This is a genomic window from Allomuricauda sp. NFXS6 (assembly GCF_040148835.1).
Classification (GTDB): Bacteria; Bacteroidota; Bacteroidia; order Flavobacteriales; family Flavobacteriaceae; genus Flagellimonas.
Map to the genome: position 1 here is coordinate 35,748 of NZ_JAGEMG010000011.1, position 26,499 is coordinate 62,246.

Sequence of the window (26,499 nt, forward strand, 5' to 3'; positions counted from 1 at the left end):
AAAGTCCTTCCAAATTACATATTTTAGTTCGATGAATCCCAATTTTCTGCAAACTCCCATAGCATACCTCAAAGGAGTTGGCCCAAACAGGGCCGATGCCCTAAAGACCGAATTGGGCATTGAGACCTTTAAAGACCTGCTGCACCTCTTCCCTAATCGCTATTTGGACCGGACGAGTTATTATAAAATTAATCAACTACAACCCAGCGGTGCCGATGTGCAAGTGGTGGGGAAAATTGTCCACATAAAAACAGTGGAGCAAAAAAGAGGCAAACGTTTGGTGGCCTCTTTTGTGGATGAAACGGGGCAAATGGACCTCGTTTGGTTCCGAGGGCATAAATGGATCAAGGAAAATTTAAAACTCAACGAACCCTACGTGGTTTTTGGCAAGGTGAACAAATACGGAAGTATATTTTCCATGCCCCACCCCGAAATGGAAACCCTGCAAAAACATCAAAAGGGATTAAAAATGGTGATGCAGCCCATCTACCCTTCTACGGAAAAATTAAGTAATAAGGGAATCACAAATCGTGTCATCAGTAAAATGATGCAGCAGTTGTTTGTAGAGTGCAAGGGCAAGTTTCCAGAATCATTATCGCAAAACATTTTGGAAGAATTGAAGTTGATATCGAAGAGTGCAGCGCTTTTCAATATCCATTTTCCTAAGAATCAAGAATTGTTGGCCAGAGCACAGTTTCGGTTAAAGTTTGAAGAGTTGTTTTTTGTGCAATTGCGATTGATATCCCAAAATTTACAACGGAAACAAAAAATAAAAGGAATGCCCTTTGAAGCTGTGGGCGAAAAATTTACCGAATTCTTTGAAAACCACTTGCCTTTTGAACTCACGAATGCCCAAAAACGTGTCATTAAGGAAATTCGGAACGATTTGGGGAGCAATGCCCAAATGAACCGATTGCTGCAAGGCGATGTGGGCTCAGGTAAGACCATTGTGGCATTAATGTGTATGCTGTTGGCTATTGACAACGGTTTTCAAGCCTGTTTGATGGCTCCAACGGAAATTTTGGCGACCCAACATTACAATGGGCTCAAGGAGCTTCTGGAAAATATGGATGTTAAGATTGCTCTATTGACAGGCTCTACAAAAAAGTCCGAACGCACTTTGCTGCACAATCAATTGGAAAATGGCAATTTGAACATTCTAGTGGGCACACACGCGGTTTTGGAGGACAAAGTCCAGTTCCAGAACCTTGGCTTGGCCATTGTGGATGAACAGCACCGGTTTGGTGTGGCACAACGCTCCAAGCTTTGGCATAAAAATCAGACACCTCCGCACATTTTAGTGATGACGGCAACTCCCATTCCTAGGACATTAGCAATGAGCCTTTATGGTGATTTGGACATCTCGGTGATTGATGAGCTGCCTCCTGGTAGAAAACCAATAAAAACAGTACATAGGTTCGACAGTAATCGACTAAAGGTGTTTGGTTTCATCAAAGATGAAATTAAAAAGGGGAGACAAATCTATATTGTGTATCCGCTGATTCAAGAGTCAGAAGCACTCGATTATAAAGATTTGATGGATGGGTACGAAAGCATTGTCCGCGATTTTCCACAACCTGAATATCAAATTTCCATTGTCCACGGTAAAATGAAGCCCGCTGATAAGGATTACGAAATGGAACGCTTTGTGAAAGGCGAAACACAGATTATGATCGCCACTACGGTAATCGAAGTGGGCGTTAACGTTCCCAACGCCTCTGTAATGATCATTGAGAGTGCCGAACGGTTCGGATTGTCGCAATTGCACCAGCTCCGCGGTCGCGTGGGACGAGGTGCAGAACAGAGCTTCTGTATTCTGATGACAAGTCATAAACTATCTGAAGATGCCAAAACCCGACTAGAGACCATGGTACACACCAATGATGGTTTTGAAATCGCGGAGGTTGACCTTAAGCTTCGCGGTCCTGGGGATTTGATGGGCACCCAACAAAGTGGCCTGCTGACTTTAAAGATTGCGGACATTGTTAAGGACAATCAAATCCTAAAAACGGCCCGTTATTATGCCATTCAATTGCTTAAACAAGACCCACGCCTCGAAAAAGCAGAAAACGCTTCTATTCTCAGCGCCTATTCCAAAATGATGGCCAATAAAACCATTTGGAATTATATTAGTTGACATCGATTAGGTTTGTAATTGGTGTATGCTACAATTCTTCAAACTTCATTGTTATAAATTGAAAATCAACCTCTAAGATTTGTTACGTTTAAATACAATGGCTCGAAATTACTGTTGAACATCGTAATTTTACTACTAACCGATAATCGGTTTCACTCACAAATTTTAACTTTGTAGGCTTACAAATTATTGAAGACACAATGAGCAAGACACTATTTGATAAAGTTTGGGATTCCCATGTCGTAAAGCATATTGAGAATGGTCCGGATGTACTCTTCATCGACAGGCATTTGGTCCATGAAGTAACGAGTCCCGTAGCTTTTTTAGGATTAAAGAACAGAGGAATAAAAGTATTGTACCCAGAGCGCACTTTTGCCACCGCGGACCACAATACCCCGACCCGAAACCAGCACTTGCCCGTTAAGGACCCTTTGTCCGCCAATCAATTAAGGGCTTTGGAGGAAAATGCCAACGCCCACGGTATTCCATACTGGGGACTTGGGCATAAGAAAAACGGTATTGTACACGTAATTGGTCCAGAGAACGGAATCACCGTTCCTGGAGCCACCATTGTTTGTGGAGATTCACACACCTCTACCCACGGAGCCTTTGGTGCCATTGCCTTCGGTATCGGTACCAGCGAAGTGGAAATGGTATTGTCCACCCAATGCATTATGCAGCCCAAGCCTAAAAGTATGCGCATCAATGTAAGCGGAGCATTGAGCGAAGCTGTCACTCCCAAAGATGTGGCCCTTTTCATCATTTCCAAATTGTCCACATCCGGTGCTACTGGATATTTTGTGGAATATGGCGGAGATGTTTTCAAAAATATGTCCATGGAAGGCCGTATGACGGTTTGTAACCTCAGTATTGAAATGGGTGCCCGTGGCGGCATGATCGCTCCGGATGAAAAGACTTTTGACTACATCAAAGGAAGAGAATATACACCAAAAGGCAAGGATTGGGATGCTGCCATGGAATATTGGAGTACACTGTATTCCGATGACGATGCTGAATTTGACAAAGAGGTCACTTTTGATGCGAGCGAAATCGAACCTATGATTACTTTCGGTACCAACCCAGGTATGGGCATTGGAATCAGTAATAATATCCCTTTGGCCGAAACCATTGATGGTGCCGTTGCGACGTACAAAAAATCCTTGGAGTATATGGACTACAACGAAGGAGAGCCCATGGTGGGCAAACCTATCGATTTTGTGTTCCTTGGAAGTTGTACCAATGGCAGGATTGAAGATTTTAGAGCTTTTGCCTCCATCATAAAAGGTAGAAAGAAAGCTGATAACGTAACCGCATGGTTGGTTCCCGGTTCCCACAAAGTGGAAGAGGCCATTAAAGAAGAGGGCATCTTGGATATTTTGACAGAAGCTGGTTTTGAATTGAGAGAGCCCGGCTGTTCAGCATGCTTGGCAATGAACGATGATAAGATTCCAGCAGGTAAATATGCCGTAAGTACGTCCAACAGAAACTTTGAAGGACGACAAGGCCCCGGCGCCCGTACGCTGCTCGCTAGTCCATTGGTGGCTGCCGCTGCAGCCGTAACTGGAAAAGTGACAGACCCAAGGGAGTTAATGCACGAAGAAGCATTTGCTTAACAATAAACAATCTACAATAAAACAATTAACAATAGAGCAACAAAAAATTGATTAATGCTCATTGATAATTGTTAATTGAAAAACTGATAATTGAAAAATAATGGCTTACGATAAATTCAACATACTAACAAGTTCAGCGGTACCATTGCCTATCGAAAATGTGGATACCGACCAGATCATCCCCGCGAGATTCCTAAAAGCTACCGAACGTAAAGGATTTGGCGATAATCTGTTCCGTGACTGGAGATACAACTCAGATGGAACTCCGAAAGAACAATTCGTACTGAACAACCCTATCTATTCCGGAAAGATTTTGGTAGGAGGTAAAAACTTCGGTTCGGGTTCTTCCAGAGAACACGCAGCTTGGGCGGTTTACGATTACGGTTTCCGTTGTGTGGTTTCCAGCTTTTTTGCAGATATTTTTAGAGGTAACTGTTTGAACATCGGTGTACTTCCTGTTCAAGTGAGTCCAGAGTTTTTGGACAAAATCTTCAAGGCGATCGAAGCCGATCCAAAAACCGAGCTGGAAATCAACCTACCAGAACAAAAGATTACCATTTTAGCCACAGGCGAAAGCGAAAGTTTTGATATCAACGATTATAAAAAGGACAATATGCTCAATGGTTTTGATGATATTGACTACTTGTTGAACATCCAAGACGATATTGAGAAATACGCCGAAAATACACCTCTATAACCCATTAGTCCGAACAGTACGGCCCAAAAAATGAAAACACGTACCATAGAAATTATGGACACCACCCTACGGGATGGTGAACAAACCTCTGGGGTTTCTTTTTCGGCTTCCGAAAAACTTACTTTGGCCAAACTGTTGTTGGAAGAGCTCAAGGTAGACCGTATCGAAGTTGCCTCCGCCCGTGTTTCGGAAGGAGAACTACAGGCCGTAAAAAATATAACGGATTGGGCTAAAACGGAAGGTTATCTTTCCAAAGTGGAAGTGTTGACTTTTGTGGACAATGGCGTATCCCTTAAATGGATGCAAGAAGCAGGTGCCAAAGTTCAAAACCTGCTCACCAAAGGTTCATTGAATCATTTAACCCACCAACTTAAAAAAACTCCAAAACAGCATTTTACAGAAATAGAAAATGTAATTTCTGAAGGACAAAACCTAGGAATTGACACCAACGTTTACTTGGAGGATTGGAGTAACGGTATGCGAAATTCCAAGGATTATGTTTTTCAGTTTTTGGATTTTTTGACAAAGCAGCCCATCAAGCGAGTATTGCTTCCGGATACCCTTGGCGTGCTTACACATACCGAAACAGGGGCTTTCCTAAAGGAAATCATTGAAAGATACCCCAACACCCATTTCGATTTTCACGGTCATAATGACTATGATTTAAGTGTCGCCAACGTAATGGAGGCTCTAAGGGCAGGTGCCCACGGATTGCACCTTACCGTAAATGGAATGGGCGAACGTGCGGGCAATGCACCTCTTGCCAGTGCCGTTGCCGTAATCAATGATTTTTTACCAGAAATCAAGATTGGCGTAAAAGAATCATCACTTTATAAGGTTAGTAAATTGGTATCTGCCTTTACAGGTTTCAGCATACCTGACAATAAACCTATTGTTGGTGATAATGTATTTACTCAAACTGCTGGAATACATGCAGATGGAGATAGCAAGAAGAATCTTTACTTTAATGATTTGTTGCCTGAGCGATTTGGCAGAAAACGTAAATACGCTCTAGGTAAAACATCTGGAAAGGCCAATATCCAAAAGAATCTTCAAGAGCTTGGATTAACCTTGAACGATGATGAACTGAAAAAGGTAACGGAACGCATCATTGAGCTTGGTGATAAAAAAGAACGCGTTACTAAAGATGATTTGCCCTACATCATTTCCGATGTGCTGGACAACAAGCTGCATCAACAAAAAGTATTTGTAAGATCTTATGTGCTAACCCACTCCAAGGGATTGAAGCCCTCCACTACCCTTTCCATAGAAATTGAAGGGAAAATCTATGAGGAAAATGCACAGGGAGACGGTCAGTTTGACGCCTTCATCAATGCCTTGAAAAAAGTATACAAAAAAGAAGGGCGAGAGTTACCGAAATTAGTGGACTACGCTGTTCGAATACCACCGGGCAGTAATTCCGACGCACTTTGTGAAACTGTTATCACCTGGCAGACCAAGGAAAAGGATTTTACTACGCGCGGACTGGATTCAGACCAAACGGTATCTGCCATTAAAGCCACTGAAAAAATGCTCAATCTAGTATAACCAGATATTTAGAATTGTTTATTGAAAACTGATAATTGACATAATGAAACTAAACATAGCGCTCTTGGCCGGAGATGGAATTGGCCCAGAAGTAATTGACCAAGCCGTAAAAGTATCAGATGCCGTAGCTGCAAAGTTCGGGCACAAAATTAGCTGGACCCCTGCACTAACGGGTGCTGCCGCCATTGATGCCGTTGGTGAACCTTATCCTGACGAAACCCATGAAGTCTGTGTTGCTGCCGATGCCGTTCTTTTTGGTGCTATTGGTCATCCACGTTTTGACAACGATCCATCTGCCAAAGTACGTCCAGAGCAAGGCTTGTTGAAAATGCGTCAGAAATTAGGATTGTTCGCCAATGTACGTCCAACCTTCACTTTTCCATCTTTGATTGATAAGTCACCTTTGAAAAAAGAAAGAATTGAAGGCACTGACCTTGTTTTTCTTCGTGAACTGACAGGCGGAATTTATTTTGGAAAGAGAGGTCGTGAAGACAACGACAATACCGCTTACGACACTTGCACTTATACTCGCGCCGAGGTAGAGCGTTTGGCCAAAAAAGGCTTTGAAATGGCGATGCAGCGTTCAAAAAAGCTTTGCTGTGTGGACAAGGCCAACGTTTTGGAAACTTCTCGTTTGTGGAGGGAAACCGTTCAGAAACTGGAAAAAGACTATCCCGAAGTAGAAGTGTCCTATGAATTTGTGGATGCCGTAGCGATGCGTTTGGTGCAATGGCCAAGCGCTTATGATGTATTGATCACCGAAAACCTATTTGGAGATATTTTAACCGACGAAGCTTCCGTGATTTCAGGATCTATGGGATTAATGCCATCTGCCTCTTTAGGAGAAAAGACATCTTTGTTCGAGCCCATACACGGTTCTTACCCACAAGCAGCAGGAAAAGATATTGCCAACCCTTTGGCAACGGTTTTATCCGCGGCCATGATGTTCGAAACGGCTTTTGGCCTAAAAAATGAAGCTGAAGCGATTCGCGAAGTGGTAAACAAATCATTGGCCGAAGGTGTGGTTACCGAGGACTTGGCCGATGGCGGAAAAGCCTACAAAACCAGTGAAGTTGGTGACTGGTTGGCGAAGAATATTTAACCAACCCCACATACAAACCAAAAAGAAAGCCCCTACATTCGGGGCTTTTTATTTTAATCTTTTATACCATATGGAAATTCGTCAATTCGAGTGTTTTGAGTGAAACGAAAAACGTATCGAGAATCAGATTTTCATCATTTTAAATCTCGTTCTCGATACTTTTTCCTTTGGAAAAAACTCGAACTGACACTTTTTTTTACAAAATGTAGTCCGTACTCAAGAAATTGCTCACTTTGGCTTCCATTAGTTGCTCCACGGTTTGGGTGTTCAAATCATTGTCTTTAAAAGCAACAAAGGTTCTTATGGAGAATGAACGCAAAGCATCGTGCACACTCAAAGTGGATTGCGCTGAGTCTTTTCTACCTGTAAATGGGTACACGTCTGGTCCACGTTGGCAAGAACTGTTCAGATTTACACGACAGACCAAGTTGGCTAAAGAATCAATCAGCGGAGACAAGGTATAAACATCCTTACCGAACAAACTCACTTGCTGTCCATAGTTGGATTCTGCCATATCATCCAAAGGTTCTTCAATTTCTTTAAATGAAAGCACGGGAATTATAGGCCCAAATTGTTCTTCTTGATATACCCGCATATCTTTGGTCACAGGATACAACACGGCTGGCCATATGTAGTTGTCAAAATGCTTCCCTCCTTTTTTATTGATGATCTTGGCGCCCTTGGCCAAAGCATCATCCAACAACTCTTGGATATATGCTGGCTTGTCTGGCTCAGGAAGTGGGGTTAGGTTGACGCCATCATCCCAAGGGTTTCCGAATTTCAATCCATCAACTTTCTCCGCGAATCGTTTCAAAAACTCATCTTTTACTTCGTCGTGAACGTAAACCACCTTTAAAGCAGTACAACGCTGCCCGTTAAAGGACAACGTTCCCGAAATACACTCATTAATAGTTAAATCCAATTCAGCATCAGGCAGCACGATTGCCGGGTTTTTTGCTTCCAATCCCAAAACCAAACGTAACCGGTTACTTTTTGGGTGTTGGTCCTGCAAAGCATTGGCAGAAACACTGTTTCCTATCAAGGCCAACACATCCACCTTGCCTGTTTTCATTATCGGTGCCGCTACAGCTCTTCCTCGACCAAAAAGTATATTTACCACTCCCTTGGGAAAACTGCTCTGAAAAGCTTCCAAAAGTGGTGTGATCAACAAAACTCCGTGCTTTGCGGGTTTAAAAATAGTAGTGTTCCCCATGATAATGGCTGGAATCAGCAAAGCAAAGGTTTCGTTTAGGGGATAATTGTAAGGTCCAAGACACAACACAACGCCCAATGGACCTCTTCGAATGTGAGCATAAACGCCATCGTGTTTTTCAAACTTGGCGCTGTTTCTGTCCAATTGTTTGTAATCTTCGATAGTATCGTAAATGTACTCAACGGTACGATCAAACTCCTTGTAAGAGTCCGGTTTGGATTTACCGATTTCCCACATCAAAAGCTTTACCACTTCTTCGCGTTTCTGCTCCATCTTCTTCACAAAGGCCTCCATGCACTCAATACGATCTTTCACCTTCATCGTTGGCCAAAGTCCTTGCCCTTTGTCATAAGCAGCAAGCGCAGCATCCAATGCATCCATTGCCTCAGGCTCCCCCATGTCAGGTACACTTCCCAAGGTTGTGGGAGCATATTCTTTTGTTGATGAAATTGTGGAAACTACTGGACTGGTATCGCCATTCCATTTACGCAATTCACCGTGTACCAAATAGGTTTTTTGATGGATTTCTTCAGTGATTTGATATTGCTCAGGTATTGCTGTTTTAGTTGTAGCCATTAGTTGTTGTTTTAAGCGATTAGTGTTGATTGAAAATGGTCTCTCATCACACAAAACTAACATAAAAACGAATGAAAATGCCTTAGTTTTCATGCAATTGGTCTTGAAAGGGATAGAAAACCGAGTTTATAATAATGATGCCTGAAAATGTTGGTGACATCACACCAAATACTGAAACAGGTCTGGCTTATTGTTGAGATAATCCCCAAAAAAATTGTTGTCCTTCATACGTTTGACCAAGGGTTCCAAATCATCAGGAGATTTAAGCTCAACCCCTACAATAGCTGGTGCATTTTCCCTGCTCGATTTTTTAGAGTACTCAAAATGGGTGATATCGTCAGTAGGCCCAAGGATATCCACCACAAATTCCTTTAATGCGCCGGGACGCTGAGGAAACCTCACGATAAAATAATGCTTCAATTGGCCATATAGCAAGGCCCTTTCCTTGATTTCGGCTGTTCGTGTAATGTCGTTATTGCTTCCGCTGACCACGCACACCACATTTTTACCCTTTATTTCTTCCTTAAAATAGTCCAAAACTGCAATGGTCAAAGCGCCTGCCGGTTCAACCACTATGGCATCTCTATTGTAAAGGTCCAATATAGTCTGGCAGACTTTCCCTTCGGGAACGGTCATCATTTTGTGTAGGTACTCCCTGCAGATGGGATAGGTCAACGACCCCACTTTCTGAACCGCTGCTCCATCGATAAACTTATCGATGTTTTCCAACTCCACCAATTCTCCTTGCTCCATGGATTTGAGCATGGACGGCGCACCTTCAGGCTCGATGCCTATTATTTTGGTGTTGGGCGACAGCGCTTGGAACGTACCACATAGTCCCGATGCCAATCCTCCTCCTCCAACCGCCACAAAAACGTAGTCGATGGGCTCGCTGGATTGTTGTAAAATCTCCAAACCAACAGTTGCCTGCCCTTCTATGGTTTTTTCATCATCAAACGGATGGACAAAGGTTTTATCTTCTTGCTCACAGAATATTTGAGCCGCTTTTTTGGAGTCATCGAATGTATCTCCCTCCAGGACCACGTCTACCCAATCCCCACCAAACATTTTAGTCTGATCTATTTTCTGCTTTGGAGTTACTACCGGCATATAAATGGTTCCTTTTACTTGTAAATGACTACAAGCAAAGGCCACGCCCTGTGCATGGTTTCCTGCACTGGCACAAACAACACCACTATCCAGTTGTTTTTGACTGAGTGAACTGATCTTGTTGTATGCGCCACGAATTTTGTAGCTACGTACCCTGTGGAGATCTTCTCTTTTTAGAAGAATATTAGCCCCATGAGTCTTGGAATAGCGGATACTTTGCTGCAACGGTGTTACCTCCGCCACTTGGGCAATGATCTTTGCTGCTTGATAAATATCCGCTATTTGCGGAAAATACGTTTCCACAGTTTCACTCATAGGGCCAATGGTTTCTTTATCCGATTGGCTTCATGGCCGTCATTGAGGCACGTAATCTGGCACCAACAACTTCTACATCATGCTCACGGATGGCTTTGTTCACGGCAATCAACCTTACATTATCCACACCGGTATCTTTGCCTTCACCAAAGTGTTTGCCTATAACTTCGGCATCCACTTTTTTCATAAAATCGATCAAAAGTGGCTTACAAGCGTGATCGAACAAATAACAACCGTACTCAGCTGTATCGGAGATTACACGGTTCATCTCGAACAATTTCTTTCTTGCAATAGTGTTGGCAATCAATGGGGTCTCATGCAATGATTCGTAGTACGCTGAATCACCAATAATTCCCGATTCGGTCATAGTCTCATAGGCCAATTCCACTCCTGATTTCACAAAAGCTACCATTAACACACCGTTGTCGTAGTATTCCTGCTCAGAGATTTCCATATCTCCTGCCGGTGTTTTTTCAAAAGCAGTCTCTCCTGTGGCAGCTCTCCAATCCAATAGGTTTTTATCCCCGTTGTCCCAGTCTTCCATCATCGTTTTGGAGAAATGTCCGCTCATAATATCATCCATATGCTTTTGGAACAATGGACGCATAATCACTTTTAGCTCTTCTGCCAAATCAAAAGCTTTGATCTTGGCTGGATTGGACAAACGGTCCATCATGTTGGTAATACCTCCCTGCTTCAAACCTTCGGTAATGGTTTCCCATCCGTATTGAATCAATTTAGAGGCGTAGGCTTTATCCACTCCTTTTTCAACCATTTTGTTGAAGGAAAGAATGGAACCAGTTTGCAACAAACCACAAAGAATGGTCTGCTCTCCCATCAAATCTGACTTTACTTCCGCCACAAATGATGATTCCAAAACACCTGCTTTGTCCCCACCGGTTCCTGCAGCGTACGCTTTGGCCTGCTCCAAACCTTTACCTTCAGGGTCATTTTCTGGGTGGACGGCAATCAAGGTTGGTACCCCAAAACCTCTTTTGTACTCTTCACGCACCTCGGAACCTGGACTTTTTGGCGCTACCATGATCACGGTAAGGTCTTCACGCACTTGCATCCCCTCTTCCACAATATTGAAACCGTGTGAGTAAGATAGGGTTGCCCCTTTTTTCATCAAAGGCATTACTGTGCTTACCACGTTAGTGTGCTGCTTGTCCGGAGTAAGGTTAATGACCAAATCGGCTGTTGGAATCAATTCCTCGTAGGTTCCAACAACAAAGTTGTTTTCCTTGGCGTTCTTATAAGATTGACGTTGCTCCTTGATTGCAGCTGGACGCAGGGCATAGGAAATATCCAAACCAGAGTCACGCATGTTCAGTCCTTGGTTCAACCCTTGGGCGCCACACCCAACTATTACTATTTTCTTTCCTTTTAGTGCGGTAACACCATCAGCAAACTCGCTGGAATCCATAAATCTACATTTTCCCAATTGGGTCAGTTGTTCGCGAAGTGATAGTGTGTTAAAGTAATTTGCCATTTTAATATTTGATTTTACGCTATTTAGTTTTCTTGAAATTCTTGTAATATTTCGCTTATTGGCATCGCTGCCTTGGTTACCGTAATTCTGCCCGAACGCACAAACTGCATAATGCCATAAGGCAAAAGTGCATCGTGCATTTCGTCTATTTCGTGCCTACGCCCTGTTTTGGCCAAGGCAAAAAACTCACGGTTTACGGTAACAATTTGTGCATTGCTTTCTTTGATGATGTTTTGAATCTGCCTTTCATCGAACAACAAATGCGAAGCGATTTTAAACAATGCGGATTCCTGATAAATAGTTTCGTCATCGGTGTGATAATATGCCTTGATGACCTCGATTTGTTTTTCTATCTGTCCAACAATCTTGCGCGTCCAGTCTTCGGTGGTAAAAACTACAATCGTGAATTTAGAAACACCTTCTATCTCTGATTTTGAAACATTTAAACTCTCAATATTAATGTGTCTCTTTAAGAATATTCCTGATATTCTATTGAGCAACCCCACATGATTTTCGGAATACACCGAGATGGTATACCATTGTTTTTCCATAGTGTTTTATACTCTTGCTGCCCTATTGAATCTAAAATGAATGAACCGTCACCCAATAAGGTATAATCTATAATTTTATTTTAATCTGATATCTGAAACAGAAGCGCCTGATGGAATCATCGGGAATACATTATCCTCTTTTTCCACTTTCACTTCCAAAAAGTATGGGTCTTTGGATGCCATCATTTCCTGTACTGCTTCTTGAAGGTCGCCACGTTCGGAAACTCTTCTGGATTTGATATGGTAACCTTCTGCAATCTTTACAAAATCCGGGTTGGTCATTACCGTTGAAGCATATCGTCTATCAAAGAAAAGTTCTTGCCACTGACGCACCATTCCCAAGTGGTCGTTATTCAGAACCACAATTTTGACGGGCACATTGTGCTGGAAAATAACGCCCAGCTCCTGAATCGTCATTTGATAACCGCCGTCTCCTATTATTGCTACTACTTCGCGGTCCATTGCGCCCATTTTTGCACCGATGGCCGCCGGAAGCCCAAATCCCATGGTGCCCAATCCGCCAGAAGTAATATTGCTCTTGGACTGATTGAACTTAGCATAGCGGCACGCTATCATTTGGTGCTGACCCACGTCCGAAACAATTACAGCTTCATGACCAGAAGCCATATTGATTTGCTCAATCACTTCGCCCATGGTCAATCCTTCCTTGGTAGGATGAATATCATTGTTGATCAAGGTATCGTATTCGATTTGATACATTTTATCAAACTCGGCTTTCCACTGTTTATGCTCATTTTTATTGACCAAAGGCAATATCTGGCTTAAAGTTTCTTTGGAATTGCCCAAAACGGCCACATCCACTTTAACATTCTTGTTGACTTCTGCTGGGTCTATCTCAAAATGAATGACCTTCGCCTGCTTCGCGTAGGTATTTAAATCGCCCGTTACACGATCATCAAAACGCATACCTATGGCAATAAGCACATCGCATTCGTTTGTGAGCATGTTGGGGCCATAGTTTCCGTGCATCCCTACCATCCCAACATTCAAAGGGTGATCTGTATCCATTGCGGATAATCCTAGAATAGTCCATGCCGCAGGAATTCCTGTTTTTTCAACAAAGGCTTTGAGTTCGGCTTCGGCCTCCCCCAAGATTACTCCTTGTCCAAATACAATAAATGGCTTTTTGGCACTGTTGATCAATTCGGCTGCTTTTTCAAGACTACCAAGCCCCGGTTTGGGAGCTGGCGTATAACTTCTTACCGCGGTACACTTTTCATACACAAAATCCAATTCGTCAAACTGGGCATTTTTGGTAATATCCACCAATACAGGGCCCGGTCTTCCTGACCTTGCGATATAGAAGGCCTTGGCCATTATCTCCGGAATCTCTTCAACCTTTGTAATCTGATAATTCCATTTGGTCACAGGTGTGGAAATGCCCACGATATCCGTTTCCTGAAAGGCATCGGAACCCAAAAGGCTTCTGGTTACCTGACCCGTAATACAAACCATGGGTGTCGAATCTATTTGTGCGTCGGCGATACCTGTTACCAAGTTGGTCGCACCCGGCCCTGAAGTTGCCATAGCTACTCCTACTCTACCCGTAACTCTTGCGTAACCTTGGGCAGCATGCGTAGCACCTTGTTCATGGCGTGTCAGAATATGAGTCAATTTATCCTGAAACTTGTATAGTTCATCATAGACGGGCATAATAGCGCCCCCAGGGTAACCATAGATTAAATCAACCCCTTCTGCAAGCAAGCAATGAATTATGGCTTCCGCACCTGTTATCCTGATTGCCTTTTGTTTTTTACTATCTTTTTTTTCTGCTTTCAATGTCTCCATAAGCCTGTATTTAGGGAGATACCCCTATCATAATTTTTTTAGAACAAATCGGTAACACAGCCTTTTGCTGCCGATGATACCGTTTTGGCATATTTGTATAAGCTACCTGATTTTGTTTTCAGTTCAGGTTGCTTCCATTCTTTTCTTCGTTGTTCAAACTCTTCGTCCGAGATGTTGATGTTGATGGTATTGTTTACCGCATCAATGGTTATTTCATCTCCGTTTTTCACCAAGGCGATTCCACCACCTACTTGTGCCTCGGGGGAAACGTGGCCTACCACAAATCCGTGGGAACCACCTGAGAACCTACCATCGGTGATAAGAGCTACATCTTTTCCAAGTCCAGCTCCCATGATGGCAGACGTAGGCTTCAACATTTCGGGCATTCCCGGTGCTCCTTTTGGGCCTTCGTAACGAATGACCACCACATCACCTTTTTGAACCTTCCCCGTATGAATTCCCTCGTTTACGGCTGTTTCGCTGTCAAAAACACGGGCTGTCCCAGTAAACTCCAATCCTTCTTTCCCTGTGATTTTGGCCACCGCACCTTCGGAAGCAAGGTTTCCATATAATATACGAATATGTCCCGTTTCTTTAATGGGTTGCTCTTTCTTTCTGATGATATCCTGACCTTCTTTCAAATCTGGAGCCTCCAATAAGTTTTCTGCCAACGTTTTTCCAGTAACGGTCATACAATCACCGTGAAGCATACCTTCCTTCAGCATATATTTTAATACCGCTGGAACACCTCCCACATTATGAAGGTCTTCCATCAAATACTTTCCGCTAGGTTTTAAATCGGCCAACAAGGGTGTGGATTCACTAATTCTTGTAATATCCTCCAAGGTGAAATCAACCTCAGCAGCATGCGCTATGGCCATAAAGTGAAGTACTGCATTGGTGGAACCACCAAGCACTGTAACCAATCTAAAGGCATTTTCCAATGCTTTTTTGGTAACAATATCCCTTGGTTTGATGTCTTCCTTCAACAAATGGTACAATGCAGCTCCCGATGCTTCGCAATCTGCTTGTTTTTTATCGTTAACCGCCGGAATGGATGAGTTAAAAGGCATGGACATCCCCATTGCCTCAATAGCCGAGGCCATGGTGTTGGCCGTGTACATACCTCCGCAGGCCCCCGCTCCCGGGCACGCTTTGTGAATGACTTCCTTATACTCTGCTTCATCTATAGCTCCAGCAACTTTTTGTCCGTAAGCCTCAAAAGCGGATATGATATCCAGTTTTTTATTATTGTGGCATCCCGGGGCAATGGTTCCCCCATACACCAAAATGGACGGGCGGTTCAAGCGCAATTGTGCCATTAGCGCACCGGGCATATTTTTATCGCACCCTACCACGGTCACCAATCCGTCGTAGCTCATGGCGTGAATCACGGTTTCTATGGAATCTGCAATGATATCCCTTGAAGGCAAGGAGTATCGCATTCCCGGAGTTCCGTTGGAAATTCCATCGCTCACCCCAATGGTGTTGAAGATAAGCCCTACCAAATTGGATGATTCGATTCCCTTTTTCACGTCGAGGGCCAAATCATTTAGGTGCATATTGCAGGGGTTGCCCTCATACCCTGTGCTCGCTATTCCGATTAAAGGTTTTTGTAAATCTTCGTCTGTGAGCCCAATCGCATGCAACATGGCCTGAGCGGCCGGCAGGGTTGGGTCTTGTGTTACTTTTTTACTAAACTTGTTCAATTCCATTGTCAAATTTCATTCAAATACAGTATTCTTCTGAATTTATACCGTAATTCAAAGATAAATGTTTAAAAAGCCCTAGATTTTTAACAGTTCCTTGCCGTTTAAATCCACTGGAAACATAATAAACATAATTATCTGTATTTCAGTTTTTTAGATTGATTAAAATTCCAATATTCAATTCATTTCATTGCAACAAAAAAGGCCTATATCGTATGGGATACAGGCCTTTTTCAGTCAATAGCAAGTCTGTATCACCCCGTTTTGGGGATAATAATGACTTCGATAAAGACTTGTTTATTTCTTTTCATATTTCAATGGTACGAAAAATAACGGTTCTGTTTTTGATTAAAATAAAGAATTATTTCTAAACAAGTTTAAATAGTAGCTCATCCCCATACTTTTTCTGCGCTAAAACGGAAATGGATGCTTCGGAAAGTTGTAGAATTCTAGGATAGCCTCCTGTGGTTTGGCCATCCTTCATTAAAATAATCATTCGGCCTGCGGGAGTAAGCTGAATGGTGCCGGGTAAAGTTCCCGAGGTCAACATGGAATGGGAATGCCCTGCAATTAATTCCGAAAGTTGGTAGGCCATTCGGTTGTTTTCTTTGGCAACGGTGAAAGGCTTCGCAAAAATCTCTGTGAGCTGACCATCGGAAAATAAAGAGAATTCTGGCCCCTTGTAAACTTTTAGTTTATTTATTTCAAAATGCTCCTCAATCTTTACTTCTGATATTTTAGGCTCGTAATTCTTTGTTTCCGTGTAGGGTATCTCATCGCCATCTTTAAGTCTGGCGGATTGGGTGACAGGGTAAAATTGAGAGCGGCTATTGAGCAGTTTTTTCGATTGAAAACCACCTTTAACCGCCAAATACCCCCTAAAGCCCTTTTCTAGGCGGCCATACGATAGAATATCACCCTTAGCCACTTTGATCACCGTGTAATTATCAATCGGCTCGTTGTTCAATGTAGCAACAATGTGCGCGCCGGACAAACTAATATACGTATCGGTATTAAATTGGAGTGTGGGACCCGTCATGGTCATTTCCAAAACCGCATCGTTCTCATCATTCTCCAATAATAAATTGGCTTTTTTCATCGATTCCACATCCATGGCACCAGCAATCGGTACACCAATATCTCGATGTCCGAACCTGCCAAGATCCTGAATACTTAAATAAAGACCTGGTTTCAACACTTTAAGCATTCAGAACAACTTTTTCGGGTTCATAAATACCTACTTCGCCTTCAATTTTATGAAGGTCGTATTCTGCTTTGGAAATGCTCTCGAACTGTATCTTATCACCCACTTTGACAAAACAAGGGTTTTCCTTACTGGGGTCGAACAAGTCCACCGGACAATTGCCAATAATGTTCCAGCCGCCTGGGGAATCTTGAGGGTAAATACCAGTTTGTTTACTGGCTAACCCTACGGAACCTTTCTGAACTTTTAATCTTGGTTCTGCTCTGCGTGGAATCTCTAAAGATGATGGCAGTCCGCCCAAATACATAAAACCAGGCAAAAAACCAATGCCAAACACCACATATTGATGCGATGTATGCTGTTTAATAAGTTCTTCTACCGAAATGTTCAAAGTTTTGGCTGCTTCTTCAATGTCCATTCCAAATTCAAGGTCGTAGCAAACGGGAAGTGTCCATAAATGTTGAACTCGTTCTGTTTTTGACTGAGCCTGTTTTTTATGGCATTCCAAAATCATATGCTTGGTCTCCTCAAAATCTATATGATCGCGGTTGTAAACCATGGTTAAAGAATTATAGGCGACGGACATTTCCCAATCGGGTATTTTCAACTCCTTAAAAGCGTCCATAAAATCTAGGATGTCTGCCAAAATGGATTCACTTACCTCATCGGGCCATTCCACTAAAACGGCTCGTTCTCCAAAGGGTTTGATGCTGATGGGGTAACTTTTCACTTTTGTATTTCTACCTGGTTCTTGGGTAATTCTTTAGAAAGATACGTTAATATTTTTAAGGCCGAAACTGTATCTCCATGAACGCAAAGGGTATCTGCCTGGATCTTACATGATTCACCATCCGCGCACTGTACCTGACCTTTTTTAATGATAGACAATATATGCTTCAACACTACTTCGGGTGCTGTAATTAATGCATTTTCTTCTTTTCTGGAGACTAGGGATAAGTCAGCATTATAGTTTCTATCCGCAAAGGCTTCAAACCAAAGATTGAAACCTTGTTCCTTTGCTTTTCGTGCTATTACCGAATCAAAAGGAACGTACAGAAGGGCTTTCTCTTTGTAATCGGCAATGGCATCTAAATACACCTCTGCCAACCTCTCATCCTTTGCCGTTTGATTATACAGTGCTCCGTGGGCTTTGATATGATGCAAGCTGATTTGTTTCTGTTTTAGAACCTCATCAAAATCCGCTAATTGTTTTCTAATACTTTGTATTAGGTCTTGGTCCGATATATCCATCACTTCCCTGCCAAAATTAGCTTTATCAGGGTATGATGGATGCGAACCTACTTTAAGGTTATGTTTCTTGGCGAGGGAGGCAACCTTTAACATGGTTTCCTTGTCACCCGCATGGCCACCGCACGCAATGTTGCAGGAACTTATGAATGGAAAGATATCCGCTTCGTTCCCTACTCCCTCCCCTACATCACAATTAATATCTATCTTAAATCTACCCATCTACAACAATCCAATAACCTTAAATATACTTTTTGCTCCCAAAAATATGGCAAATGCCACGATGGTAATTCCCAGTACATTTTGCACCAAGGAGTTCTTGTTTTGCCCCATCACAGACTTTTTGTTGACAATCCATAAAAGCAAGAGTGCCATTACAGGAAGCAAAATACCATTCGCCACCTGTGCAAATTGAATCACCTCGATGGGGGTTATGTCAAAAGATAGGAAAACCACACCACACAAAAGCACAATGGCCCAAACCATTTTGAATTTTTTGTTCTGCATGCCTCCTTCCCAACCAAAACAACTACTGGCCACGTAGGCAGCCGCCAAAGGCGCTGTGATTGCAGAGGTAATACCTGCGGCCAAAAGTCCGATTGCCATAAATAAGAACGTCATTTTACCAAACAGAGGCTCAAGGGCTTTTGCCATATCCAAAGCGTTATTAATTTCTGAAATTGGGGCTGCGGAGGCGGTTATAAGTATTGCTATGGAGACCAATCCTCCCAAGCCAATGGATACGATGGTATCCCAATTCACCGCATTTAAATCGGTTTTGGAATTCCATTTCTCCTTCACCAATGAGGCATGCAAAAAGAGGTTGTATGGCACCACCGTGGTCCCCACCAAAGCTATTACCGTGAGCAATCCGTCTTCTGGTAAGCGAGGAACGAACATTCCTTTTAATATACCAGTGATTGATGGTTGGGTGATAATGGCACAGATTACAAAGCTGAGTCCCATAATACCCACTAGGCCCATAAATATCTTCTCTAAAATCTTATAATTACTAAACCAGAGCAACAAAAATATGATGACTCCTATAATTGACGGTAAAAGGGATTTTAATTCTGGTTGTGGCAACAATTGTTCAAGACCGAGAGTAGCACCTCCAATATTACCAGCTTCGTAGGCAGCATTACCCACCAAAATAGCACCCAAAACTATAGTTATTACCACGTTTCGGACCCAGGGTGTTTTAAGTTCTGTTCTTACCACATCAACTAGTCCATTTTGCGTAACAAGTCCTATTCTGCCTGCCATTCCTTGCAAAACAATGGTTGCGATAATGGACACCAACAAAGCCCAAATCAATGCGTAGCCAAAGCGAGCTCCCGCCAAGGTACACATGGTTATGGTTCCAGGCCCAACAAAGGCTGCGGCCACCAGAACCCCTGGTCCTATTTTTTTAAACATAGGTTCTTTGGTTTTGGAGCGATTAAATTAAAAGGATAATTGGAGAAAACATGCATTTCATCCGAAAAAGTGTATTTCGTCTAAAAGTGAAATGCCGTACGTCGATTTTTTATACGATTTTAAAAAACTCAAAGTTATAATAGTCCCAAATCATACTTAGACTTAAACCTTAAAAAGACTTATGACATGTAAGGATTGCGGCAAAGAGATTAGCCCTCAACAACTTAAAGTTTCAAAAGAATCCATAGGTGTTGAACTTTGCGAACGACATACACGGCTCATCAAAAAAGTTATACTGGATAACGATACCCCGATTGATGCCATTCATTTATTCTACGCCTTAAAAGAAGCTGGAGCTCACCCCATGCTGGAATGGTGGGATGGTAAAAAATCGGTTGATATTGCCATCTCCCGCGTCAAACTCAATATCGAGATTGACCAAAATTACAATATGATCACCCACGAGCAGGCTATAAACGATCTTGAAGAAGCCATGCACTCCTTCAAAAATGGTTTTACCACTATCCGGATTCCGCATTTGGCCATCAAATATTATTTGGATGAAACCGTAGCCAATATACTCGGTATCATCTCAGGCTTAAAGGCGAACATTAAAGCAATTTAATTGGTGAACTGATAGCTCTTTTCTATTTTGGAATCCTTGTATTCCAAAATATTAATGACCAAGGTATCCTCCCCAATATTCTCCAAATCGTTGATATAGTTTTTGCCCTTGTTTTCAAAATATTCTGTATCACCGGGGTTTAGCTTGATCATATCTATTTTACCATTACCATAACGTGTTATCACCAATCCTCCTGTTGTACACACCCAGCCGTAGTTGGTATTATGTCTTCTAAAATTCAGTCGCTGACCCGGTAGAAGCATTAAATCCCATAGCTTTACCCCTTCATTCTCAAAAACCAATCTATTGCTTAACGATTCCTGAATTTCTTGATGTAACAACTCATCAATTTTTTCCTGTTCCCAAGTATCAAAATTCCCGATTGGGTTCAATTCCACACACTGCATGTTTCCTATTTTTTTTTAAAAACGTGCAAAAATAGTACTTAACACACTTTATCACAGCACATTAATAGTATTTAACATTGTGTTTGCGCATCTTGTTATTTTAGTTGTTCTCATTGTGAAATTATTGAATAACAGTGTTTTAAATTGATAATTTATGATTCTCGCACCAAGAAATGATAGATACGGAAATTTTTGTCTACTTTGAATGAATATTTTAAAAGAACCATATGTAAACCAACCATGAAAAAATTAATTCTTGTCCTTGTGGCCATCTTTGTCGTTTTGGCAGCGGTCGTCGTCTACAACACACTATCGCTAAGCTCCAAACAGGTGGGGTCCGAGCCTGTTGCGTCAATGGATTTTCCCGGTACTGCCTTTCAAAACTTATCCAAAGCTGTTCAATACAAAACCATTTCCTTTGGTGACGACGTTATGCCCGATTCAACGGCATTCCATGGATTTCATCAATTTCTTGGCGAAACTTATCCACTTTTGCACCAAAATTTGAGTTTGGAAAAGATAAATGAATATAGTCTGCTTTATAAATGGGAGGGTTCCGACCCATCCCTAAATCCTATTGTACTGCTTTCCCATCAAGATGTTGTTCCCGTTGACGAGCCCACCCTAACCGAATGGGAAGCTGGCCCCTTTGAAGGAAAAATCACTGATAGCCACATTATTGGAAGGGGAACTTTGGACGATAAAAGCTCCTTAATGGCCCTTATGGAGTCCGTTGAAGTATTGTTGCAGGAATCCTTTGTACCCAAGCAAACCATTTATCTCGCTTTTGGCCATGATGAAGAAATTGGTGGCGGCAACGGAGCCAAAGCCATAGCAAAATATTTGAAGGACAAAGGGGTTCGGGCAGCGATGACCCTGGATGAAGGTGGCTTTTTGGCGGAAAATATGATTCCGGACTTTGATAAGGTCGTTGCTATGGTAAATTTAGCGGAAAAAGGCTATGCCTCCTTCAACCTTATTGTAAAAACTGGCGGAGGACATAGTTCTGCACCACCAGAGGAAAACACCCTGGGTATGTTGGCACAGGCCATAGTAGATTTGGAGAACAACCAGCGACCCTATAAATTAGTAAAGCCGATTGACTATCAATTTGAATATATGGGAGCTGAAATGCCTTTCTTCAAAAAAATGGCATTTGCAAATCCTTGGCTTTTTAAAGGTCCGGTGCTCAAAGCCTTGAATGCCCACACTACCACAGCACCAACTATTATAGAGGGTGGCGTTAAGGACAATGTTATCCCCACGGTCGGCAAAGCCACTGTCAATTTTAGAATATTGCCCGGTGAGACCATTGAATCAGTGAAACAGCATATTCAAGAAACGGTTGGAGAAGGAATCGAAGTGGAATTGGCAGGCAAATTCGCCACCAATCCTTCCCCAGTTTCCGGAATAGACTCGGATGCTTTTAAAAATCTTGAAAAAACCATCCGCTCTGTGTTTCCTGAATCTGTTGTGGTTCCGGGATTAATTGGAGGGGGTACAGATGCCCGATATTTTTACGATATTTCTGATGATGTATACCGATTCTACCCTGTTCGAGTGAACCCAAACAGTATGTCTATGTTCCACGGCATTGATGAAAAAATCAGCAAGGATAATTACAAGGAAATGATTGTGTTCACTTATAATCTGATCAAACGGTTCAACTAAAATCAACCTAACCACCCCTCCCTGTCCAAACTTCGGTATTGAATAGCTTCAGAAATATGGTTTTCCACCACGTTTTCTGATTGTTCCAAATCAGCAATGGTACACGCCACTTTTAAAATTCTATCGTAGGCTCTTGCAGATAGGTTCAAACGCTGCATGGCATCTTTTAAAAGATTTTTGGAGGATTCGTTCAACTTGCAAAACTGCCTAATTTGTTTGGTACCCATTTGGGCATTGTAATGTATTCCATCTATGTGTTGAAACCTATGGGTCTGTATTTCGCGTGCGGCTTCGACCCTTTTCCTGATCACAACGCTACTCTCTCCTTTTCGCTCCTCCGACAATTTATCAAAGGGTACAGGGGTTACTTCAATATGAATGTCTATCCGATCCAATAATGGACCGGAAATCTTCCCCAAATACCGCTGCATTTCTGCGGGCGAGGAGGTCACTGGGGCATCCGGGTCGTTAAAATATCCTCCAGGACTCGGATTCATACTGGCCACCAACATAAAACTACTGGGATAAGTTACCGTAAACTGAGCTCTGGCAATGGTAACCTCCCTATCTTCCATAGGTTGACGCATTACTTCCAGTACGCGGCGTTCAAACTCGGGAAGTTCATCCAAAAACAAAACTCCATTGTGCGATAACGAGATTTCACCGGGCTGTGGATAACTGCCTCCTCCCACCAACGCAGCGCTGCTAATGGTGTGATGTGGGTTTCTGAACGGCCTTTGACTCATCAGCCCTTTATTTTTGACCTTGCCCACAACACTATGTATTTTGGTGGTTTCCAAAGCTTCGTGGAGCGTCATCGGAGGTAAAATGGAGGGTAAGCGTTTGGCCAACATCGTCTTCCCTGCCCCGGGCGGACCGATCAAAATAATATTGTGCCCACCTGCAGCAGCAATTTCCATACAACGCTTTATACTTTCCTGTCCTTTTACATCGGCAAAATCAAACTCTGGAAAATGTAGATGATCATAAAATTCTTGACGGGTATCCACTTGGGTTTGTTCCAAAGGAACATCGTCATCAAAAAAATCAATGACTTCTTTAATATTGTCCACCCCATATACTTTGAGCCCATCTACCACGGCAGCCTCATTGGCATTCTCCTTGGGCAAAATAAACCCTTCAAAACTTTCCTCTGCCGCTTTTATGGCGATGGGCAAAGCTCCCTTTATGGGTTGTAGGCTTCCATCCAAAGAAAGCTCTCCCATAATCAAGTACTTATCAATGTTTTCTGAACGAATCTGGTCCGATGCCGCCAAAATGCCAATGGCCAACGTAAGGTCGTAGGCCGACCCCTCTTTTCGTAAATCGGCGGGAGCCATATTAATTGTGATTTTCTTACCGGGAATTCGGTAGCCGTTATTTTGAAGGGCGGCGGCAATTCGAAAATTACTTTCCTTTATTGCATTGTCCGGCAATCCTACCAAATGGTAGCCGATTCCCTTGTCAATATTAACTTCCACTACAATCGTGGTCGCCTCAATACCAAAAACGGCACTTCCGTAAACTTTAATCAGCATATTGGATTTCTAATTGAAAAAGACTGAAAAGTAGCCAATCCCGATTCAAAAAGAATTCCCTTTTGATGAATACCCCAATTTGAATTGACGAATGCCCGTTTTGAATTAACGGAAGATTAAAATAGACTCAGCAGTTTCCTCTATTTCCTGTTTGTTCATCATCATTTTACGAAACTCACCATTAACGTACATTTGGGCTTGATCCTGATAATGTTTGCTCAACGGATTTCCTGACTGCCCCGTGGGCAATATGCTGATGCTGTTCTCCACATCCGAGAAATCGATGATTCTTCGGGTGGATGGTCCAGAGCTTACTTTGTAAAATCCTGTGGTATCGTAAGGAAAAGAGAGGTTGTTGATAACTTCGCGGGTACCTTCAATAGGAAAGGGTCCCACGTTAAAATACTCTCGAAGGGATGCCACCTGCCCAAATGGGTGTTGATGTTCAATGGTATGCACTTTGTCCCATGTCCATTGGCTTGTGTCCTCTCCAAAATCGTTCACTAAAGACTCCCATGTTTGGGCGAAGGACATCATCACAATATCCTGCCGAGTTTCCACTACATCAGGAGTATTTATGTTATCCCACCATTTTCCGCTTTCCATACGTGCTCCCCATGCAATCTGTCTTTTAAACAAATGGGTGGATAAAAATTGCTTTAACATTTCAGGTCCCAACTCATCCTCCATAGTGTTTTTTACCATATTATAAAGCGTTCTATGGTAAATTACTGGGCTTGTGCTATTTAACGTGTATTTCCCGTTCCAATTCTTTAAAGAGTCCAAAAGCACCAATTGTTTGCTGTTTAAGTGTGTGACATCAAACAGTTTTATCAGCTCCGTAACCACTTCTGTATTTACCGGAGCGGTGACATCCAATATCATTTCTGAAATGGATTCTTTGTCCCAATCGTCTTTGGCATCCAATAATTGTACAATTCGTTTGGCTCGGTTTTCTGGTAGATAATATCCCGGATAAAGCATTCCCGCAATCGAGTCTGGTTGATTATTGGCCGAGTACACATAATTCCAAGGCGGGTTCTCAGCCATGGGGTTTTCGGAAAAGTCCAGATAGCGTAAAGGTTCCTCTTTTCCCGTTGTTCCGTCCAAAACAAATTTGGTGGATAAACTATCGGGCATCTCATATAGCTTTGCTGTTGCCCACCAGGCTACGTTGCCTTCGGCGTCCCCGTACATTACATTGAGACCTGGGGCGTGAATATCGGGCAGTGCAGTTTTAAATTCTTCCATATTGGTGGCATGGCTCATATGGTACAAAGCATGCACCACCCTATTTTTGGGCTTGGTGTACATCCATGACATCGCAATGGGCCGTTCGCCGGAAATTTGGTCGGCAATATTGTTTAAAACTGGACCGTGATGTGTTTTTTTATAGGTGAAGGACACATCTTCCCCATCTTTTACTTTAATGGTTTTGTTTACGAATTCGTAGTCCTTCCAACCTTCAGCGGTTTTATATTTTGTACTATCGGAGGGATTGGTCTCTTCGTAATAAAAATCAATGTCATCGTTCTCGAACATCGTGAGACCGTAGGCCAATTTTCTATTATGGCCTAATAGCGGAAAAGGCACGCCTGCCAAATGATATCCATATTTTTCATAGGTCGGAGTGCTAACGTGCGCCTCGTACCAAACCGAAGGTTGAGCAAACCCAATATGCGGGTCGTTTGCAAAAATCACCTTTCCGTTTTTGGTTTTTTTCGGTGCCACTACCCAACTATTGCTCCCCTCAAACTGTGGAATGGGCAATTTATCCAAAGCTGCCGTTACACTTGCGGTAATATTGGTGCCCAAGGTATCCGTTTCAATTCCCTTATAATTTTTAATCCATACGGTTGAGGTATCGGAACTTATGGCCAAGTCGTTCAAGTATTCCTCTCCCAGTTTGTTGCGCATACTTGTCAACAAAGGGTCCGTTTTGTGCGCCATCGCAAAACTGAAAGCCATATACCCTACGGCATTGTAAACATCTTCGATGGTGAACGGTTCTTTATCAATCCCGGTCAAATAAAATTCCACAGGTGTTGGGCCTTCCTTTATAAACTCGTTGATACCATCCAAATAGGCTTGGGACATCTTAATGGTTTCGCTTTGTTCATCCAGGTTGGAAATGGTTTCCTTGGTGTGGTCATCAATACCCAAGGAAAGGAAAAACTTGTCGGTTTTAAGCATATCCGCTCCAAAAACTTCAGAAAGTCTTCCCTTGGCGACCCTTCGCAACAACTCCATTTGCCATAATCTGTCCTGTGCGTGCACATAGCCCAAGGCTTTAAGTGCATCGGCTTCATTCTCGGCATAAATATGTGGAATCCCGTAGGCGTCAAAATAGGTGGTCACCTCATTGGAAAGTCCCGGTAAGGATTTTTCACCTCCATAATCGGGTTTGAGGGAATTTAAGAATATGGCAATACCAATAATTACAAACAAAAGCAATCCTGCTATAACAAGAAGAATCTTTTTGTACTTTTTCACAAAAATGATGGTTAAGTCGATT

Annotated in this window: 20 protein-coding genes; 7 read left to right on the forward strand and 13 right to left on the reverse strand. The window is 42.5% G+C overall.

Translation table 11 applies throughout. The features are described from left to right. Positions 1-31: 31 nt before the first annotated feature. From recG to leuB, 5 genes are all read left to right on the forward strand, one after another. The gene (recG, locus tag J4E06_RS15170; RefSeq protein ID WP_349524827.1) at positions 32-2,137 is read left to right on the forward strand and encodes an ATP-dependent DNA helicase RecG; all 2,106 of its coding nucleotides are present in this window, start codon (positions 32-34) and stop codon (positions 2,135-2,137) included. A 200-nt stretch (positions 2,138-2,337) separates the two neighbouring features. Next, on the forward strand, positions 2,338-3,750 hold the full coding sequence (gene leuC / locus J4E06_RS15175) for a 3-isopropylmalate dehydratase large subunit (protein ID WP_349524828.1): 1,413 nt from the start codon (positions 2,338-2,340) through the stop codon (positions 3,748-3,750). Between the two features lie 100 nt (positions 3,751-3,850). Further along, the gene (leuD, locus tag J4E06_RS15180) at positions 3,851-4,447 is read left to right on the forward strand and encodes a 3-isopropylmalate dehydratase small subunit (protein WP_349524829.1); all 597 of its coding nucleotides are present in this window, start codon (positions 3,851-3,853) and stop codon (positions 4,445-4,447) included. 30 nt (positions 4,448-4,477) lie between these two features. Then, the gene (locus J4E06_RS15185) at positions 4,478-5,995 is read left to right on the forward strand and encodes a hydroxymethylglutaryl-CoA lyase-like TIM-barrel protein (RefSeq protein ID WP_349524830.1); all 1,518 of its coding nucleotides are present in this window, start codon (positions 4,478-4,480) and stop codon (positions 5,993-5,995) included. A 43-nt stretch (positions 5,996-6,038) separates the two neighbouring features. After that, positions 6,039-7,097: a 3-isopropylmalate dehydrogenase gene (gene leuB, locus J4E06_RS15190; RefSeq protein ID WP_349524831.1), complete on the forward strand. Its 1,059-nt coding sequence runs from the start codon at positions 6,039-6,041 to the stop codon at positions 7,095-7,097. 196 nt (positions 7,098-7,293) lie between these two features. On the opposite strand, the gene J4E06_RS15195 is transcribed toward leuB, so the two are convergent. The 10 genes from J4E06_RS15195 to J4E06_RS15240 form a co-directional block, all read right to left on the reverse strand. Continuing rightward, positions 7,294-8,886 carry an NADP-dependent glyceraldehyde-3-phosphate dehydrogenase gene (locus tag J4E06_RS15195; protein WP_349524832.1) on the reverse strand — a complete coding sequence of 531 codons (1,593 nt, stop codon included), beginning with the start codon at positions 8,884-8,886 and terminating at the stop codon, positions 7,294-7,296. Positions 8,887-9,045: 159 nt separating this feature from the next. Next, positions 9,046-10,311 (reverse strand): threonine ammonia-lyase, encoded by a 1,266-nt coding sequence (gene ilvA / locus J4E06_RS15200; protein WP_349524833.1) that lies wholly within the window; start codon positions 10,309-10,311, stop codon positions 9,046-9,048. 16 nt (positions 10,312-10,327) lie between these two features. After that, complete coding sequence (gene ilvC, locus J4E06_RS15205; RefSeq protein WP_349524834.1) at positions 10,328-11,803, reverse strand: ketol-acid reductoisomerase; 1,476 nt, start codon at positions 11,801-11,803, stop codon at positions 10,328-10,330. Between the two features lie 23 nt (positions 11,804-11,826). Continuing rightward, positions 11,827-12,354, reverse strand: a complete 528-nt coding sequence (ilvN, locus tag J4E06_RS15210; protein WP_014034547.1) for an acetolactate synthase small subunit — start codon at positions 12,352-12,354, stop codon at positions 11,827-11,829. Positions 12,355-12,429: 75 nt separating this feature from the next. After that, entirely contained in the window at positions 12,430-14,163 is a 1,734-nt protein-coding gene (gene ilvB / locus J4E06_RS15215) for a biosynthetic-type acetolactate synthase large subunit (RefSeq protein WP_349524835.1), read from the reverse strand. 38 nt (positions 14,164-14,201) lie between these two features. Continuing rightward, the gene (gene ilvD, locus J4E06_RS15220) at positions 14,202-15,878 is read right to left on the reverse strand and encodes a dihydroxy-acid dehydratase (RefSeq protein WP_349524836.1); all 1,677 of its coding nucleotides are present in this window, start codon (positions 15,876-15,878) and stop codon (positions 14,202-14,204) included. Between the two features lie 361 nt (positions 15,879-16,239). Beyond that, positions 16,240-17,079: a 5-oxoprolinase subunit C family protein gene (locus J4E06_RS15225; RefSeq protein ID WP_349524837.1), complete on the reverse strand. Its 840-nt coding sequence runs from the start codon at positions 17,077-17,079 to the stop codon at positions 16,240-16,242. Then, complete coding sequence (gene pxpB / locus J4E06_RS15230) at positions 17,072-17,806, reverse strand: 5-oxoprolinase subunit PxpB (RefSeq protein WP_349524839.1); 735 nt, start codon at positions 17,804-17,806, stop codon at positions 17,072-17,074. Before pxpB ends, J4E06_RS15225 begins: the two co-directional genes overlap by 8 nt. Then, positions 17,803-18,546 (reverse strand): 5-oxoprolinase subunit PxpA, encoded by a 744-nt coding sequence (gene pxpA, locus J4E06_RS15235; RefSeq protein WP_349524840.1) that lies wholly within the window; start codon positions 18,544-18,546, stop codon positions 17,803-17,805. The genes pxpB and pxpA overlap by 4 nt, the downstream gene beginning before the upstream one ends. Next, positions 18,547-19,743: an Nramp family divalent metal transporter gene (locus J4E06_RS15240; RefSeq protein WP_349524841.1), complete on the reverse strand. Its 1,197-nt coding sequence runs from the start codon at positions 19,741-19,743 to the stop codon at positions 18,547-18,549. 181 nt (positions 19,744-19,924) lie between these two features. On the opposite strand from J4E06_RS15240, the gene J4E06_RS15245 reads away from it, so the two are divergent. After that, entirely contained in the window at positions 19,925-20,368 is a 444-nt protein-coding gene (locus J4E06_RS15245; RefSeq protein WP_349524842.1) for a hypothetical protein, read from the forward strand. Here J4E06_RS15245 and J4E06_RS15250 read toward each other — a convergent pair. Next, positions 20,365-20,775: a hypothetical protein gene (locus tag J4E06_RS15250; RefSeq protein ID WP_349524843.1), complete on the reverse strand. Its 411-nt coding sequence runs from the start codon at positions 20,773-20,775 to the stop codon at positions 20,365-20,367. The genes J4E06_RS15245 and J4E06_RS15250 overlap by 4 nt on opposite strands. A 240-nt stretch (positions 20,776-21,015) precedes the next feature. Here J4E06_RS15250 and J4E06_RS15255 point away from each other — a divergent pair, with 240 nt between their 5' ends. Next, complete coding sequence (locus J4E06_RS15255) at positions 21,016-22,446, forward strand: M20 family peptidase (protein ID WP_349524844.1); 1,431 nt, start codon at positions 21,016-21,018, stop codon at positions 22,444-22,446. A gap of 2 nt (positions 22,447-22,448) precedes the next feature. Here the strand turns inward: J4E06_RS15255 and J4E06_RS15260 are convergent, their stop codons facing one another. Together J4E06_RS15260 and J4E06_RS15265 are read right to left on the reverse strand one after the other, a co-directional pair. Continuing rightward, positions 22,449-23,984 (reverse strand): YifB family Mg chelatase-like AAA ATPase, encoded by a 1,536-nt coding sequence (locus tag J4E06_RS15260; RefSeq protein WP_349524846.1) that lies wholly within the window; start codon positions 23,982-23,984, stop codon positions 22,449-22,451. 105 nt (positions 23,985-24,089) lie between these two features. After that, positions 24,090-26,477: a penicillin acylase family protein gene (locus J4E06_RS15265; protein WP_349524847.1), complete on the reverse strand. Its 2,388-nt coding sequence runs from the start codon at positions 26,475-26,477 to the stop codon at positions 24,090-24,092. Between the last annotated feature and the right edge of the window lie 22 nt (positions 26,478-26,499).